This is a genomic window from uncultured Rhodospira sp., from assembly GCF_937138205.1.
Taxonomy (GTDB): domain Bacteria; phylum Pseudomonadota; class Alphaproteobacteria; order Rhodospirillales; family Rhodospirillaceae; genus Rhodospira.
Genome location: NZ_CAKZOT010000031.1, coordinates 1 through 17,062, shown reverse-complemented (window position 1 = coordinate 17,062; position 17,062 = coordinate 1). Strand labels below are relative to the sequence as shown.

12 protein-coding genes are annotated in these 17,062 nt (G+C 69.2%); 10 read left to right on the top strand and 2 right to left on the bottom strand.

Annotation, left to right across the window (positions count from 1 at the left end; all coding sequences use genetic code 11):
- Positions 1–48: 48 nt before the first annotated feature.
- The 10 genes from hemE (at position 49) to Q0309_RS03230 (ending at position 15,501) form a co-directional block, all read left to right on the top strand.
- Positions 49–1,119 (top strand): uroporphyrinogen decarboxylase, encoded by a 1,071-nt coding sequence (gene hemE, locus Q0309_RS03275; protein ID WP_299437415.1) that lies wholly within the window; start codon positions 49–51, stop codon positions 1,117–1,119.
- Positions 1,120–1,176: 57 nt separating this feature from the next.
- Positions 1,177–2,274, top strand: a complete 1,098-nt coding sequence (gene hemH / locus Q0309_RS03270; RefSeq protein ID WP_299437412.1) for a ferrochelatase — start codon at positions 1,177–1,179, stop codon at positions 2,272–2,274.
- A gap of 62 nt (positions 2,275–2,336) precedes the next feature.
- A complete protein-coding gene (gene hemJ / locus Q0309_RS03265; protein WP_299437410.1) occupies positions 2,337–2,795 on the top strand; it encodes a protoporphyrinogen oxidase HemJ in 459 nt (152 codons plus the stop codon).
- A gap of 58 nt (positions 2,796–2,853) precedes the next feature.
- Entirely contained in the window at positions 2,854–6,708 is a 3,855-nt protein-coding gene (locus Q0309_RS03260; RefSeq protein ID WP_299437408.1) for a translocation/assembly module TamB domain-containing protein, read from the top strand.
- A gap of 32 nt (positions 6,709–6,740) precedes the next feature.
- Positions 6,741–7,334: a hypothetical protein gene (locus tag Q0309_RS03255; RefSeq protein WP_299437406.1), complete on the top strand. Its 594-nt coding sequence runs from the start codon at positions 6,741–6,743 to the stop codon at positions 7,332–7,334.
- A 153-nt stretch (positions 7,335–7,487) separates the two neighbouring features.
- Complete coding sequence (locus tag Q0309_RS03250; RefSeq protein WP_299437404.1) at positions 7,488–8,288, top strand: substrate-binding domain-containing protein; 801 nt, start codon at positions 7,488–7,490, stop codon at positions 8,286–8,288.
- A 7-nt stretch (positions 8,289–8,295) separates the two neighbouring features.
- A complete protein-coding gene (locus tag Q0309_RS03245) occupies positions 8,296–12,081 on the top strand; it encodes a PAS domain S-box protein (RefSeq protein ID WP_299437402.1) in 3,786 nt (1,261 codons plus the stop codon).
- A 1-nt stretch (position 12,082) separates the two neighbouring features.
- Positions 12,083–13,231 (top strand): two-component system response regulator, encoded by a 1,149-nt coding sequence (locus Q0309_RS03240; RefSeq protein ID WP_299437400.1) that lies wholly within the window; start codon positions 12,083–12,085, stop codon positions 13,229–13,231.
- A 1,035-nt stretch (positions 13,232–14,266) separates the two neighbouring features.
- Positions 14,267–14,833 carry a sigma-70 family RNA polymerase sigma factor gene (locus Q0309_RS03235; RefSeq protein ID WP_299437398.1) on the top strand — a complete coding sequence of 189 codons (567 nt, stop codon included), beginning with the start codon at positions 14,267–14,269 and terminating at the stop codon, positions 14,831–14,833.
- Positions 14,830–15,501, top strand: coding sequence for a ChrR family anti-sigma-E factor (locus Q0309_RS03230; RefSeq protein WP_299437396.1), 672 nt, complete (start codon positions 14,830–14,832; stop codon positions 15,499–15,501). Before Q0309_RS03235 ends, Q0309_RS03230 begins: the two co-directional genes overlap by 4 nt.
- Positions 15,502–15,709: 208 nt before the next feature.
- Here Q0309_RS03230 and Q0309_RS03225 read toward each other — a convergent pair whose 3' ends face one another.
- Both Q0309_RS03225 and Q0309_RS03220 read right to left on the bottom strand, forming a co-directional pair.
- Positions 15,710–16,336 carry a hypothetical protein gene (locus tag Q0309_RS03225; protein WP_299437394.1) on the bottom strand — a complete coding sequence of 209 codons (627 nt, stop codon included), beginning with the start codon at positions 16,334–16,336 and terminating at the stop codon, positions 15,710–15,712.
- 277 nt (positions 16,337–16,613) lie between these two features.
- Positions 16,614–16,922: a hypothetical protein gene (locus tag Q0309_RS03220; RefSeq protein ID WP_299437392.1), complete on the bottom strand. Its 309-nt coding sequence runs from the start codon at positions 16,920–16,922 to the stop codon at positions 16,614–16,616.
- Between the last annotated feature and the right edge of the window lie 140 nt (positions 16,923–17,062).

Here is a 17,062-nt window from a genome sequence, read left to right as displayed (position 1 = left end):
AGCCGTGCCCGCCATGGGTTTCGCGTTCCCTTCGCTGGAGTCCGCTTCGTGTCCGAGTCCACTGCCGCTTCGTCTCCCAAGCCCTTCCTGCGCACCCTGGCCGGCGAGGCCGTGTGGCCGCCCCCGGTCTGGCTGATGCGCCAGGCGGGCCGATACCTGCCGGAATACCGGGCGACCCGGGAGACGGCGGGCGGGTTCCTCGATCTGTGCTATACGCCCGATCTGGCCGTCGAGGTCACGTTGCAGCCGCTGCGCCGTTATGGGTTCGACGCCGCGATCCTGTTCTCGGATATCCTGGTGATCCCGCACGCGCTGGGCCAGGACGTGGCGTTCCGCGAAGGCGAGGGGCCGGTCCTGGAGGCCCTGAAGGACGAGGCCGATCTGGCGCGGCTCGACATCGGCCGGGTGCTCGATCACATGCGCCCCGTTTTCGAGACGGTCAGTGGCCTGTCCAAGGCGATTCCGGAGACCACGGCGCTGATCGGTTTCGCCGGGGCGCCGTGGACGGTGGCCACGTACATGATCGAGGGCGGCAGTTCGAAGGACTTCGCCACCACCAAGACCTGGGCCTATGGCCGGCCCGATCTGTTCGGGCGACTGATCGACACGCTGGTGCAGGCCACGGGGGACTACCTGATCGCCCAGATCGACGCCGGCGCCGAGGCGGTGCAGATCTTCGACACCTGGGCAGGGGCGCTGCCGGAAGCCGATTTCATGCGGTGGGTGGCCGATCCCATCGGCCGACTGACGCGGCGCATCCAGGCGGAACGCCCGGGCGTGCCGGTGATCGGGTTCCCGCGTGGGGCGGGCGCGTTGTATCCCCGCTTCATCGAGGAAACCGGTGTAACGGCCGTGGGGCTCGATACGTCCGTGCCGTGCGACTGGGCGGCGGAGGTCGTGCAGCCGAAGGCCGTGACCCAGGGCAATCTGGATCCGATCCATCTGGTGGTCGGTGGCGAGGCCCTGGACGCCGCCACGGACCATGTCCTGGCCACCCTGTGCGGACGCCGGCCGCATATCTTCAATCTCGGGCACGGCATCGTGCCGCGAACCCCGCCGGACAACGTGGCGCGGATGATGGAGCGGATCCGGAATGCGCCGCGCCCGACCGATGTCTGAGATGTCGGGCAGGAAGACGGTCCCGGTGCGGCGGGACCATGATGTGCGGGAGTGGTCATGAGTCGTCTGGCGGTCGTCGTCTTCAACCTGGGGGGGCCGGACAGTCTGAAGTCCGTCAAGCCCTTCCTGTTCAATCTGTTCAACGATCCGGCCATCGTGGGGTTGCCGACTGTTCCGCGCTGGTTGATGGCCAAGGTCGTGTCCGCCCGCCGCGCGCCCATCGCCCGCGCCATCTACGAGCGCATCGGCGGACGTTCGCCCCTGGTCGAGCAGACCGAGGCGCAGACCGAGGCGCTCAAGGCGGCGCTGGAGGGGCGTGGGGTCGCCGACGAGGTCGGCGTGTTCATGGCCATGCGCTACTGGCATCCGATGACCAGGGACGCCGTGGACCAGGTCAAGGCGTTCCGGCCGGACACCGTGATTCTGCTGCCGCTGTACCCGCAGTATTCCAGCTCGACCAGCGGCTCGTCCCTGAACATGTGGGTGCGCACGGCCGAGGCCCGGGGTTTGAAGGCCAAGACGTATACGATCTGTTGCTATCCGACCGAAACGGGCTTTGTTTCCGCTCTGGCCGACCTGACCAAGGCCGGGGTCGACAAGGCGCGGGAGCACGGGCCGCCGCGCGTGCTGTTCTCGGCCCACGGCCTGCCCAAGATCATCATCGACAAGGGCGATCCCTACCAGAGCCAGGTGGAGATGACGGCCAGGGCCATCGTCGAGGCCATGGGTCTTCCGGACCTGGACTGGGTCGTGTGCTACCAGAGCCGGGTCGGGCCGCTGGAATGGATCGGCCCGGATACCGATTCCGAGATCGAACGGGCCGGCCGCGACGGGGTGCCGGTGGTCGTGGTGCCGCTGGCGTTCGTGTCCGAGCATTCGGAAACGCTTGTCGAGCTGGACCTGGAATACGGCGAACTGGCCGAGGAGCGCGGCGTGCCGGCCTACGTGCGGGTACCGACCGTTCAGGCGCACGATGCCTTCATCACGGGACTGGCCGACCTTGTCGTGCGCGCGGTCCAACCGGAAGCCGGCGACGGCTGCCTGATCGAGGCGGGACCGGCCAGCGAGCGGCTGTGTTCACAAGTGGGGGCGCGGGTGTGCAGCGGCGAGTGGGCCATGTGTCCGCATGTCCCGGGCCAGGATCAGAAATCGTAATTTGAGAGCGCGAACGCGGCACACCGCGATCGGAACCAGCATGGCGTGGAGGGGATGACTCAATGCAGTATCTCGATTTCATGACTCTTCTTGGCCTGGGCGATTACTATTTGTGGATCAAGACTCTGCACGTCATCAGTATTATTACCTGGATGGCCGGGCTGTTCTATTTGCCACGCCTGTATGTTTATCATGCCATGGAGGAACCGGGCTCGCCGACGTCCGAGCGGTTCAAGGTCATGGAACGGCGCCTCCTGAAGGCGATCATGAACCCGTCGCTGGTGGTGGCGTTGGTGACTGGCCTGCTCCTGTGGGGACCCTGGCTGACGTCCGGCTGGTTCCACGTCAAGTTTCTGGCGGTGATCATCCTGTTCGCCTGTCACGGTCTTTATGCCCGCTGGCGCAAGGAGTTCGCGGCCGATCAGAACACCCGCTCGCACACCTTCTATCGGGTCTGGAACGAGGTGCCCACCTTGATGATGCTGATCATCGTGCCCATGGTGATAGTGCGTCCCTTCTGACTCGGCGCGGGTCACCGACGCATCGTCCTTCGTCGAGGGAACTGGGTTGGCGGCTTGAATGCCCGAGTCCAAAGATCGACCAAGTCCACCCCGCGACACCGGATCGGGATCGCGGCAACCCCGGCGTTCCCGGCGCCGGGTGCTGCCGGTCCTGACCATTCTGGTCCTGCTTGTCCTGGTCGGAACAGCCGGCGCGGCCGGGTGGCTGTTCCGCACCGATGCCGGGCGGGCGTGGCTGAAGGATACGGCGCTGGAGGCGATCAACGGGGCCAGCCCGGTGACCGTGCGGCTGGGCGCGCTGGAGGGCGATCTTCCGTTCGAGGCACGCCTGGTCGACCTGTCCGTGGCCGACGCGGACGGCGTGTGGCTGGCGGCCGACCGCATCGCCCTGGCCTGGGACCCCTGGGGCCTGCTCGATCGGCGGCTGACGGTCACGCGGCTTGAGGCCTCGGCACTGTCGGTGGAGCGGGTGCCGGTGGTCCCACCGTCCGATCCCGATCCGACCCAGGACGACGCGCCGTTCGATCCCCGACTGTTGGGCCTTGTGACTCTCAAAGAGCTTGACCTGGATGGGATATCCCTGGGGGCGCCGGTGGTGGGCGAGCCGGTGATTTTCGACGTCGACGGGCATCTGATCGCCGAGGGCGACGGCTACGATCCGCAGGCCATTGATGTGCGTCTTGCGGTGCGGCGGATCGACGGGCCGCCCACCGCCATCACGGCGACGGCCCGGATGTCCGGGCTGGATTTTGATCGCGTGGCCCTGACGCTTGAGGGGCGGATCGAGCCCCTGGGCACACGTGTGCCACGCGTCGTGGCCGACTTGCTGCCCCATCCGCTCGACCTGACCGTGCGTGGCACGTATGCGCTTGAGAGCGCGCGCCTGACCCTGGACCAGGCGACCCTTACCGACGATGGCGGCGTGACCCTGGTGGCGAGCGGCGTCGTGGAGCCCTCGCCGCTGTCCGTCGAAACCGACGCGCATCTGGACCTGACGCGTCTGGATCGGCTGACGCCGGTGCTGGGCGGGCTGAGCCCCAGCGGGTCGGGCCGGCTGAGCGTCTCCGGCGTGCGTCTGGACGACACGTTGGCGGTGTCGGGAGACGCCACGCTGACGCTCTCGAATGCGGCCCTGGGGATCCAGCAGGTCGATGCCCTGCTGGGTCCGGACCCGACGTTGCAGGGCCGGGTCGCCTTTGATCCGGACACCGGTCTGTCGGTCAAGGCTCTGGACCTCGACGGCACGGACATCCAGGCGACCGGCGCCGTGTCGATGCCGGCGAATTTCAAGACCCTGTCCGCGAAGCTGTCCGCCGACGTCGCCAACCTCGGGCCGTTGACCGGCGGTGCGGTCTCCGGCGCGGCGACACTGGACGCCACCGGGTCGGGCGCCCTGGGCAATCCGGACGTGACGGCGACCGTGCGCTCCGCCGAGATTACCGTGGCCGAACAGACGTGGACCGATGTCACGGTCAAGGCCAACGCCGACACCGTGGCCAGCGGGGCGTCCGGCGCCCTGGACGTCAAGGGCACCGGGCCGGGCGGACCGGTGACGGTCGCGGCGACCTATGCTCTGCCATCCTATGCAAAGGCGGAGCTTCGCGACCTGAGGGTGCAGGGGTCCGGCGTCGCCGTGACCGGATCCGCGACCACTGACCTCGCCACGCTTCTCAGCCAGGGACGCCTGACGCTGGCGGTGGACGACGCTGGCGGATTGGCGGCCTGGGGCGCGCCGCCCATGACCGGCGGCCTGTCCGCCGATGTCACCCTGTCCGCCGAAGAGGGGCGGCAGCGGGCGACGGTGACGGCGCAAGGCCGCTCGCTCACCCTATCCGACGCCGATGTGTCCACGGGGTCGATGGCGCTCGACCTCACGGCCGACGACCTGCTGGGCACGCCCGCCCTGGCCGGCACGGTGTCGTCGGAAGATGGCGCGGCGGGGCCGGTGGACTGGGATCGCCTGACGGTTCGCGTGGACGGTCCGATCAGCGGCCTGTCCGCCACCGCCGAGCTGTCCGGCAGCGGGCCGACCGGGCCGCTGACTCTGACGACGGCGGTTCGGCTTCAGGCCGGCGGCGGCGCGACCCCCACGGTGGCACTGGACCAGCTGTCCCTGGAAACGGGCGGGCACACGGTCACCTTGCGCCAGCCCGCCACCCTGACGCTGGAGGGCGGCGCCCAGGTTGACCGTCTCGCGCTCGCCGTGGACGACGGTACCCTCACCCTGCAAGGCGGCATGACGGGCCAATCGCTGGACGTGGCGGCCCGGGCCGAGGCGCTGCCCCTGGCACTGGCGGAACTCGTGGCGCCGGATCTGGGTCTGTCCGGGCGGCTGGATCTGACCGCCGAGATGAGCGGACGCCTGCCAAATCCCACGGGCCGCGTGACGCTGTCGGTCCGCGACGTGGCCCTGGCGGCCAACGACACTGTGCCGGCCCTGGCCGCCGAGGCGTCTGCCCGGCTCGATGGTGGACGGCTGACGGCGGAGGCCACGGTCTCCGGCTTCGCTGACCGACCAGCCCAGGCCGAGGCCGACCTGCCGCTGACCCTGGGCGGTGGCGCGCCCATCCCGGCCGACCAGCCCCTCTCCGCGCGCGTGGACTGGGAGGGTCCTGTCGCCCGCCTGTGGGAACTGCTGCCCCTGGTCGAGCATCGACTGGCGGGCGATCTCACCTTGCACGCGGTGGTGTCGGGCACCCTCGCCGCGCCGTCCATCGAGGCCGACGCCCGTCTGGCGAAAGGAACCTATGAACACCTGACGGCGGGCACGCTGGTGCAGGATCTGACCGTGACGGCCACCGCCGCCGGCACGGACCAGGTGTCGGTGTCATTGTCGGGCACGGACGGCGGCAACGGGCGTCTGGAAGGCGAGGGCGATGTCGAACTGACCGAACGCGGCCCGGTGGGCACCGTCTCCGCCCGGCTCAACGAGGCCATGGTGGTGCGGCGCGACGAGGTGAAGGCCCGCGCCGACGCCGACCTGACGCTGGATCTGGAGGGCGATCGGGGCGCTTTGTCGGGGTGGGTGGAGACCCGCGAGGTGCGGGTGAATCTGGCCGCTGGCGGCGGTGCGTCGGTCCAGACGCTCGATGCCGTCGAGATCGACGATCCCGACACCTCGGCCATGACGGCGCTGGAGCGCGCCTCGGCCGCGTCGTCGGACAACGATGGCGGGGGCGGGACCACGGCCTTTCCCGTGGCGCTGGATGTCACCGTGCGGATGCCGAACCGCGTTTACGTCACCGGCCAGGGGCTCGATTCCGAGTGGCAGGGCCGCCTGAAGGTCGGCGGCACCGCCGCCGCGCCCCGCGTCACCGGCACCATCGACATCACGCGCGGGACGATCGACGTGATCGGCCGAACGCTGACGATCGAGACGGGCCATATCCAGTTCACCGGCGGGCGGCCGATCAATCCCTTGCTGGAGGTCATCGCCCTGTACGAAACGACGGACCTGGAGGGTCGCCTGGGCGTGCGCGGGCCGGCCCGCGATCCGGAGATCGTGCTGGAGTCATCGCCGGCGCGGCCGCGCGACGAGGTTCTGTCGCACATCCTGTTCGACAAGCGCAGCGGCGAGTTGTCGGCCGTGCAGACGGTGCAGCTTGCGCGGGCGCTGGCGGGGTTCACCGGTGTCGGCGGCGACGGCCAGGGGCTCGGGCTGCTCGATACGGTCCGGCAGGCCACGGGGCTGGACGTGCTGCGCGTCGGCGAGGGCGGCGAAGGCGGCAGCCCGGGCGTTGAGGCCGGCGCCTATCTGGGCGAGGACGTCTACGTCGGCGTGGAACAGGGCATTGATCCCGGTGCGGGCGGGGTCAACGTCGAGGTCGACCTGGGCGCCGGCTTTCGCGTGGAAAGCAAGGCCCGGCGCTCGGGCGCGGGCGAGGTGGGGGTGATGTGGCGCAAGGACTATTAACCCGGCGGGCGTTCGCGGGGCTCGGCATCGCGGTGATTCTGTCTCCCGGTCTCGCCCGGGCGGCGGTGTCGCCGCGCCCGCCCGGCCCCAAGCCCGCCCCGCCGCGCGCCGTCGGGCCGCTCAAGCGGTTCGCGCCGGAGACCTGGGGCTATCACCTGAGCGTGCCGGCGGACTGGATCGTCACCACGCCCGAGCCCTATACCGTTGTCTTCTCGGGTCCCGAGGGCACGGACGCCTACTTCGCGCCGGTCGCGGTGCAAAACCGCGAGGCCCCGGTGCCGGGCGATCCCGAGCGCTCGGCGGTGGAGGTGCTGGCCGCCCATCGCGAAACCCTGCGCGCGCGGTACGACTCGGTGCGGGTGATCCGCGAGACGCTGTTCCGGGTCCCGCCAGGGGCCGCCGACGGCGGGCGCGACGACCTGCCGGCGGGCCGGCAGTTGGTGGCCGAGTGGGCCGGCCGGGACGGGCTGATGCGTCCCCTGATGCGTCAATGGGCGGTGGTTCGACCGCGCCCAAAGGCAACCGTCGTACATCTTTGGACGTATACTGCCGAACACACCCTGTTCGACTTGTATTTGCCAATGGCGCGTACCATTCTCGACAGTTGGACCCTGCAAGGGGTGTAAGGGCTTATTCCGGGTCGGGACCCCTCGGCGGTCGGGCCGACGGGCTTGCTTGACCGAATGTCGCATGAGCGGCGCGCGAAGGCGCCGGCCCGTCGGAGAACCAAGTCCATGCCAAGCGTGTCAGTCCCAACACGAGTCCGGATCGGCCCGGTCATGGCCGGGCTGCTATTGGGGCTTCTGGCGCTGATGCTGAGCGCCTGCGATGACGACTTCGATCAGGCGCAGGCCAGCGTGGACAACGTTCCCGTCCTGCGAATCGCCTGCGAAACGACGCTGGCGCATCCCATTGCCATCCTTGCCAGGCAGTTCGAGGACGAGACGGGGACCCATGTCGTCGTCACCACGGGGACATCGCGGACCCTTTATGAGGGGCTGAAGGCGAACCGCGACGGGGACCTGTATCTGCCCGTATCCCTCTTCTACCGCGACGATACCGTGGCGGACGGTCTGCTGGGCGAGGCGCGGCGGATCGGCTTCAATGTCGCCGCGCTGATCGTGCTCAAGGGCAATCCCAACGGGATCGCGCCCAGTCTGGAAGCGCTGGCCGATCCCTCCAAAACGGTGGTCATCGCCAGTCCGGAGGCCAGCAGCATCGGTCAGGAAACCCGCCGAATCCTGTCCCGGCGCGGTCTGTACGAGGCGGTGACCGCCAACGCCACGGTGTCGGAGACGGACTCGCGCGGGCTGATGCGGGCCTTGCTCGACGGCTCGGCCGACGTGATCCTGAACTGGCGCGGGGCGGCCTTCACACCCGGCGTCAGGGAGCGGGTCGACGTGATCGACCTGGACCTCGACGTCGCGGTGCCGAAAACGCTGGCCCTGAACCTGCTGACGGTCTCGCGCCAGCCGGAGCGCGCCCGCCAGTTCATGGATTTGGCCGCCTCGCCGCGCGGTCAGGCCATTCTGCGGGAGTTCGGGTTCCTCGACACCGGCGGACATGGGTTTGGGGAGTAGGGCCACGATGACGGAAACCGCGTCCGGACGGGTTCAGGGTCTGTCGATTCGTCCGATCATGGTTCTGTTTGCCGTCTATGTCGCGGGTATCCTGGCCCTGGTCGGGACCGAGGTGGTGTTTTCCCGCCTGATCGATGATCTGAACGATCGGTTGCACAACGAACGCAATCGCGTCCTGATCGGCGAGGCCATCATCCAGCGGCTGGAGCACACCGAAGCCCTGACCTATCGCATGGCCGCCGCCGCCCCGGACGAGACCAGCCGGGCGCACGTCCACGCGATGCTTCACGACACCGTCGACGATCTGCGCGAGGCGTTCCAGGTGTTGCAGACCGGCGGGATGTACGTGCGCGACGTTGACCGCACCGTCGACGGCGACCGGGTGCTGCGGCGCGGTATTCCATACGATGCCAGCAAGACCGGGTTCCAGTACGTGCTGGATATCCGCGAGATCAATCCCAAGCTGACCGACGTTCTGCGCGTCAACGACGTTCTCATGGCCCTGGGGACGCGGAAGGACGGTGTGTTGGACCCCCGCACCGGCGCGATTGCCGATGCCCGGGCCTTCGCCGCGTTGCAGCGTGAGGTGGCGGCCACGGTGGCGCCCTTGCCGTCCCTGTTCGCGGGGATGCGCGCCGATGCCAACCGGCTCTTCCTGCGCAGTCAACGGACCCTCAGCGCCTTGACCGCCGACATCCAGGAGCGCAGGACCACGTTCCAACTGGCGCGCGGCGGTCTTTCGGCGGCGGTGATCCTGTTCGTGGTGATCACGGGCCTGTGGATGGCGCGGTCGGTGCGGGCCTCCAACCGGCGCCTGGCCGAGGTGCAGCGGGACCTGGAGTTCCAGAAGTTCGCGCTCGACCAGCACGCCATCGTCACCGCCACCGATGCCGACGGCACCATCACCTACGCCAATGACAAGTTCTGCGCCATCAGCGGCTACGACCGCGCCGAGGTGATCGGTCAGAACCACCGCGTGGTCCGCTCCGATGAGCACGACGCCGCCTTTTTCGCCGACCTGTGGGAGACCATTTCCGCCGGGCGCGTCTGGCACGGCGAGGTCAAGAACCGCACCAAGACGGGCGGGTTCTACTGGGTCTCGGCGACCATCGTTCCGTTTCTCGACGCCGCCGGCCGGCCGTTCAAGCACATCGCCATCCGCACCGACATCACCAATCGCAAGCTGATCGAGGAGCGGTTCCGCGAGCGCAACCACTTCCTGCGCAGCCTGGCCGACGCCCTGGGCGAGGGCGTCTATTCGGTCGACGCGCTCGGCACCTGCACGTTCATCAACCGCGAGGCGGCCCGCCTGCTCGGCTGGACGCATGAACGGCTGCTCGGCCGCGACGTTCACCTGTTGGTGCACGAACCCGCCCAGGCGCGCCGGATCCAGCGATCCATTCAGGCGGGCGAGCCGTATCGATCCGACAGCGCCAGCGTGCGGCGCGCCGACGGCAGCACCTTCCCCGTCGCCCTGACCGCCGTGCCGCTGATCGAGAACGACCGCATCGTCGGCTCGGTGAGCGTGTTCCGCGACATCTCGGAGCGCAAGCGGGTCGAGGAGGCGATGGAACAGGCCCGCAACGAGGCCGAGCAGTCGAACCGGGCGAAAAGCGCCTTTCTGGCCACCATGAGCCACGAGATCCGCACGCCGATGAACGCCGTGATCGGCCTGACCCACCTCGCCCTGCAGACCGAGCTGTCGCCGCGCCAGCGCGATTACCTGGAGAACATCGACCACGCCTCGCAGAACCTGCTGGCCATCCTCAACGACATCCTCGACTTCTCCAAGATCGAGGCCGGCAAGCTCACCCTGGAGCATGTGGCGTTCCGGCTGTCCGAGGTGCTGCACACCATGATCACGGTGGTCCGGCCGAAGGCGCGCGAGAAGGCGTTGACCCTGGATCTGCGCGTGGACCGGCCGGTTCCGGATCAGCTCATGGGCGATCCGGTGCGCCTGGGCCAGATCCTCATCAACCTGGCCGGTAACGCCGTCAAGTTCACGGAAACGGGGGCGGTGACGATCTCCGTGGGGCTCGACCGGCCGGAGGGCGGCTCGCGTCTGTGCGTCGAGGTGCAAGACACCGGCATCGGCATGACGCGCGAGCAACAAGCGCGGCTGTTCGAGGCCTTCAGCCAGGGCGACGGCACCACCTCGCGCCGGTTCGGCGGCACCGGCCTGGGGCTGGCCATCACCCGCCAGATCGTGACCATGATGGGCGGCCGCATCGAGGTCGACAGCACGCCCGGCGAGGGCAGCGTGTTCCGGGTCTGGGTGCCGCTGAACCAGGTGGACGCGGATCAGCGCGTCTCGCCGCTGACCGAGGACCTGCGCGGGGCCGTGGTCGTGCTCGCCTGCGCCGATACTGGCCTGCGCGAGGCCCTCGCCGTGCTGCTGGCGCGGCTGGACCTGGGGGTGGAGACCGTCACCGGCGGCGCCGCGCTGGAAGCCCGCCTGGCCAAGGCCCACCCGGTGCCGGTGACACGGGACGCGCCGCGCCTGGTGGTCGTCGACACGACGCTGGTCGACGACGCCGGCCGGCCGGTGTTCGAACGCCTGGCCTTCGACCGCACCCGGCCGCCGCTGATCGTGATCGGCGATCTGGGACCGGGTCGGGAGTCGCCCAGCCTGGCCTGTCTCGATCTGCCGGTGACCGAATGGGCGCTGCGCGGCGCCGTGCTGCGCCTGACCGGACGCGGGGCGCCCACGCGTGCCAGCGCCGCCGCGACCCGGCCCACGCCGTCCACCCTGGCCGGCGCGCGGATCCTTCTGGTCGAGGACAACGCGCTGAACCAGCGGGTGGCGCGCGGGCTGCTGGACAGCGCGGGCATCGAGGTCACGGTGGCCGAGAACGGGCAGGTGGCCCTGGACCGGTTGCGGGAAGAGGTCTTCGACCTGGTGCTGATGGACATTCAGATGCCGGTGCTGGACGGTCTGGAGACGACGCGGCGCCTGCGCGCGCGCCCCGACCTGACCGACCTGCCGGTGATCGCCATGACCGCGAACGCCACGTCGACCGACCGTGAGCGCTGCCTTGACAGCGGCATGAACGATCATATCGGCAAGCCGATCCAGCCGCCGGAGCTGTTCTCGACCCTGGCGCGCTGGCTCCATCAGGCAACCCCGGGGCCGTCCATGCCGGCGCCGACCGACGATGCTTCGGAAACCGCCATCCTGCAGAGCCTGAACAAGCAGATCCTGGATGTGTTGGACGCGCGTCAGGCGCTGCGATCGGTGTCCGGCGACGTGGCGCTGCTGCGGCGGCTGTTGATCGATTTCGGCCGCGACCAGGGCGTGCAGATGCTGGCCCTGCGGCAGGCCGTCAGGGCCGGCCGGCTGACCGAGGCGCGCGAGATCGCCCACTCGATCAAGGGCATGGCCGGCACCATCGGCGCCATGGAGGTGGCCCGCCGCGCCGGCACCCTGGAAACCATCCTGGCCCGGGGCGATGCCCCGCAAGAGACCACGGTCGACCGCCTGGCCGACACCCTGTCGCCGCTGTTGCGGGCCATCCTGTCGCTGGAGGAGGTGCCGGCGCCGATGGCGTCCGCTGCGCTGGCCACTCCTTCGGCGGCGGACCTGGAGGCCCGCATCGTCGCCGTGCGGGCCGCGCTCCAGGCCGCCGATCCGTCCGCCGAGGACCATGCCGAGGCCCTGGCGCGGATGGTTCCCGACGGCGCCCGCGCCGAGGTGCGCAAGGTCCAATCGGCCGCCAGCGCGTTCGACTTCGAGGACGCACTGGAGGCGCTGCGGGCGGTCGAACGCGAGCTGATGCCGATCGGAGGGTCGTGACATGGACCGTGACGCCTCGCGGCCGGGCGCCCGGCCGCTGCTGCTGATCGTCGATGACGAGCCGGTCAACATCAAGGTCCTGGTGGATCTGTTCGAGGCGGACTATCGCCTGGCCGTGGCCAAGAGCGGCCATCAGGCGCTGAGCCGCCTGCGGCTGGGTCCGCCGCCGGACCTGATCCTGCTGGACGTCATGATGCCGGGCATGGACGGCCACACCCTGTGCCGGACGCTGAAGGGGATGCCGGACCATGCCGCCATCCCGGTCATCTTCATCACCGCCCTGGGCGAACCGGAGGACGAGACCGAGGGCCTGGCCCTGGGGGCGGTGGATTTCCTGCGCAAGCCCATCTCTCCGGCCGTGGCAATGGCGCGCGTGCGCACGCACCTGGACCTGACCCGGGCGCGCCGCATCCTGGAGGACTACAACCGCACGCTCCAGGCCGAGGTGCGCCAGCGCACCGACGAGCTGATGGCCCGCACCCGCGAGGTGGTGCAGGCCCAGGACGTGACCATCCGCGCCCTGGCCTCGCTGGCCGAGACGCGCGACAACGAGACCGGCAATCACATCCGCCGCACCCAGCATTACGTCCGCCTGTTGGCCGAGGCGATGGCGAACCATCCGCGCTTCGCCGCCGCGCTGGACCCGGACACCATCGAGCTGCTGTTCAAGTCGGCGCCGCTGCACGACATCGGCAAGGTGGGCATTCCGGACGCCATCCTGCTGAAGCCGGGGCGGCTGACCGACGACGAAATGGCGGTGATGAAAACGCACGCCGAACTGGGGCGGCAGGCACTGCTGGCGGCGGCTGGCGACGCGCCGGCGGACAGCCTGGGGTTCCTGCGGCTGGCCTGCGACATCGCCGGCGGCCATCACGAGAAATGGGACGGCAGCGGCTATCCCCGGGGGCTGGCCGGCGAGGACATCCCCGTCGCCGCGCGCATCATGGCGCTGGCCGACGTCTATGACGCGCTGATCTGCAAGCGGGTCTACAAGCCCGCGTTCCCCCATGCGAAAGCGATGGAGATCATCCGCGACGGGCGCGGCACGCACTTCGACCCGGCGGTCGTCGACGCCCTGGTGGCGCGCGAGGACGACGTGCGCGCCATCGCCGCCCGCTTCGCCGACCCGGACGACATGGCGGCGGAGTAGAGGGCGTGGCGGGCGACTGAAGGCGATTGGCTGGCGGACAGACGGCCCCGCGCCTAATCGCCAGTCGGTGTGACTCCGTGAAATCCGGCGGATACGCTGGTCCAGTTCTTGCTGTCTTCGACGTCGCGCGTCAGGACACATTCCATTGTGATGGCAAGGACTTCCGGTTCCGTGTCCTGGTCCGGGATGGATCGCCCGCATTGGCACGCCGCCCGACCCAGGGTAAGGAGTCACCGCTTCTGTCCGTTGGTATGACGCAGGCAAAAGATGCGGTGTGCGATCCTTTGCCTGGGTCATAGATATACTGAATTCAAGAATCTGTGCAGCGACGAATGCCGTCACGGATGAGTTCCGGGACGGCGTCGCTGCCCTCGCCCCCTGACGGGCGTGGTCTGTCGGTTCTTCCGGCGGCATGGCGTGGCACGAAACACGACAGCGCTCGCGACCGACCAAGCCCCAGTGCAGGGGCTGGCGGGCGATCCCCAGGTCCTCGGCAGCCCGCCTTGAATCCCCGAGTCGCTCGATCGGACACTAAGGAAACTCACGCGCCCTTCCACCGGGATGCCGCCACGCGCTGGCGCGGCTCTTGCCGGGGCCGGGGCGCCGGCAGTTCCGACCACGCGGGCTTGCCGGCGGTCCCCACCATTTCTTTCTGTTTTCCAACGCGGTAGGCTCTGGTCCCAGGGCAGGCGGAGCCCTGTCCGCCCGCGCGGCGCGGCTGGCGCGGCAGCCGTTTCCGGGCGAAATACCCCATTAGTCGAGGGCGGAACCTTCCCGGTACCCAAGGCGTGGACGCCCTGGTAGATTTCTAAAAAGGGGAAGAGTGGGAGCGGGCCCAGGGCATCGGGCCATCGGCCTCGCGCGATGGCTGAATGGTGATCGGTCAGTGATCCGATGTCCTTTGCAGACGTATGAAAGGTCAGTGATGAAGACGTGGCAACGGCCCCAAGGCGTGACCATTCAGATCAAACCGCGCGCCCCGCACCGTGTCGGCCGCCGGCGATGCACACCCACGGCGTCGACGGGGGGGCGCTCATGACACACATCACAGTGGACGGCGACCACCTGGCCCGGTTGGTCCGGGCCGTGGCGGATCAGCGGGACCAGGCGGCCTTTGTCTCGCTGTTCGAGCATTTCGGGCCGCGCGTGAAAGGGTTCCTGATGCGTCAGGGGGCCGCCGAAAGCGAGGCGGAGGATCTCGCCCAGGACGTCATGCTGACGGTCTGGCGCAAGGCGGCCCAGTTCGACCCGGCGAAGGCGGCGGTCAGCACCTGGATCTTCACCATCGCGCGCAACCGCCGCATTGACGTGTTGCGCCGCGAGCGCCGGCCCGAGCCGGACATGGACGATCCCCTGCTGGCGCCTGAACCGGAACCGTCGGCGGAAACGTACATGTCAAAGACACAGGCCCAGGCGCGCATCCGTCAGGCCATGGCCACGCTGCCGCAGGACCAAGCCCGCGTGCTGACCCTGTCGTTCTACGAGGATATTCCTCATTCCGAGATCGCAGAACGCCTCGGCATTCCATTGGGCACCGTGAAGTCACGGTTGCGCCTGGCCTTCCGCAAGGTCAAGGCGATGGTCGGAGAAGAGTTGGTATGACCGTCAAGCACCATCCGAGCGAGGCGTTGTTGCTGGCCTATGCGGCCGGGCATCTCAGCGAGGCCCTGTCCCTGGTCGTCGCGGCCCACCTGACGTATTGCCCGGATTGCCGGGACATCGTCGCGGAGGCCGAGGCCATGGGCGGCGCCTTGCTGGATGACAGCCCGCCGGCGCGCATGGGCGGTGACGCGCTGGCGGCCGTGCTGGCGCGCCTGACCACGGCGGAGGCCGCCGCGCCACCGCGCCGTGAGGCGCCGCGCGGGGCGGCGTCGGGTGGCGGTCTGCGCCTGCCGGCGCCGGTGCTGGACTACGTCGGCGGCGATCCGGCGCACGCCCGCTGGCAGTGGGTGGGGCCGGGCATTCGCCAACTCGACCTGGTGGCGAACGGGCGGACCAGGGATGCCGCCCGGCTGCTGCGCCTGTCTCCGGGCCGTGTCATGCCGCACCACAGCCACACCGGGCTGGAGCTGACCGTCGTGCTGCATGGCGCGTACACCGATGAGCAGGGCCGATTCGCCCGGGGCGACATGGCGGAGCTGGACGGCGCGGTGGAGCACCAGCCGATCGCCGAGGCGGGCGACGAGTGCGTCTGCCTGGTGGCGACCGACGCGCCGCTACGCTTCCATGGCCTGCTGCCGCGCATGGTGGCGCCGATGATGGGGTTCTAGGTCTATCGGGTCTCAGCGCAATCGGGTGACGGAGGATCCCAACGCCGAGGCGGAACCCCGGGCCAGACGCTCGCACAAATCACGATTGGCCGGGTCGAAGGTGATCGTGCGGTCGGCGGTCATGGCCGGGCACTGTACGCTGAGAGCATACTGCCGACAAGCGGGTTGTGCGCCGAGAGCGGAGGGAGACCCCCCGCGCGCCCGCCCTCTACCGCGCGACCTCCAGGTCGTCGCCATGCACCAGGCCGAGCCGGGCCATTTCGCGGGCCACGGCCTCGGAATTCCACGACCACACCGTGCCGGTCTCCAGACGCACCGACGACACCGCCGAGACGACGGTCAGCAGGTCGCGCGCCTCGTGCCGGTGGGCGTCGTCGATGGCCTCCCAGATGCGCGCGTCCGTCAGGTCGATGGTCGTGCCGGCGGCGATGTCGCGCACCAGCGTCAGGCTGAGGGTGCGCATGGGCCGGTCGAACACGTCGAACAGGGCGAAGACGATCCGCACCGCCTTGACCGCCTCCTTGGCGATCAGTTGGCCTTCTGTATGCAGCACGAACCGCTCATCCCCCGGCTGGTCGTCCCCCGCGTGGTGCCGGCTGTCGATTCCCGCCCGGTCCAGGCGCACGGGCGCGCCGTGGTGCTCCACCACATGGAAGATCCGCGTCAGGGACGACCCGGTGTTCAGCGCCTCACGGGGCGTGACCTGGGTCAGGTTGTCGCCGTCCTCGTGGGTCGTGAAGACGATCAAGCCGGCCGCCGCCGGCCCCGCCGCCAAAACGGCCAGCAGCCCGGCCACCAGCCCGGCCGCCCGGATCGCGCCGCTGATGGATCGCATCGTCCCGTCCTCCTCGCGTGGTCAACAGGGCCGAAGCGTACCATGAACCGGCCGCCCGGATCCCCGGCCCAGGGCCGTCGAGGCAGCCGCCCCAGCAGTCCTCAGTGTGGGTCTGTCACCTGTCCCGCAGCGTTGAGTGGGTGTCTGGCAAAGGGACTAGGCACGACCCGGACCCCTCCCCGTTCACGGAGAGGATTGGGGAGGGGTCTTGCGCCGCCCCGTCGGCTCGCGCGACCGTCGGCGGAGACGTGTAAATATGATCGTGGCGGCGCCGGGCTCAGAACCGCTCCGGGCGCATGACCTGGATGTCGGAAGCGCAGACCACCCCGGGCCAGCTTTCCAGGATCGGGGCCAGGCCCTCCAGGATCGCGTCGGCCTTCTTGGCGCTGGTCAAGACCACCACCTGCACCATGTGCTGGGCATCGACCGGCATGTCGTCGTGCCACGCGCCGTCCAGGCCACGTCCTTCCAGCGCGGGAATGACGGTGTAGCGTTTCGCCCCGGTGTCCTCGATGACCTTCATCACCTGCTTGAGCTGCGGCTTCTCGATGAACATCTCGACTTTTTTGGCGCCGTACGTTTGCATGGGGACCCTCTCTTGTCGTCCACAAGGAAAAGAGGGGCATAATGGCCCATGCTTGTCCTGGCCGCCAGCCACAAGCGCACCATGAGCAGGGCAATCGGGTGAATTAGGGCGTGACAACGCGCGAAAGTTCTGAATCGATC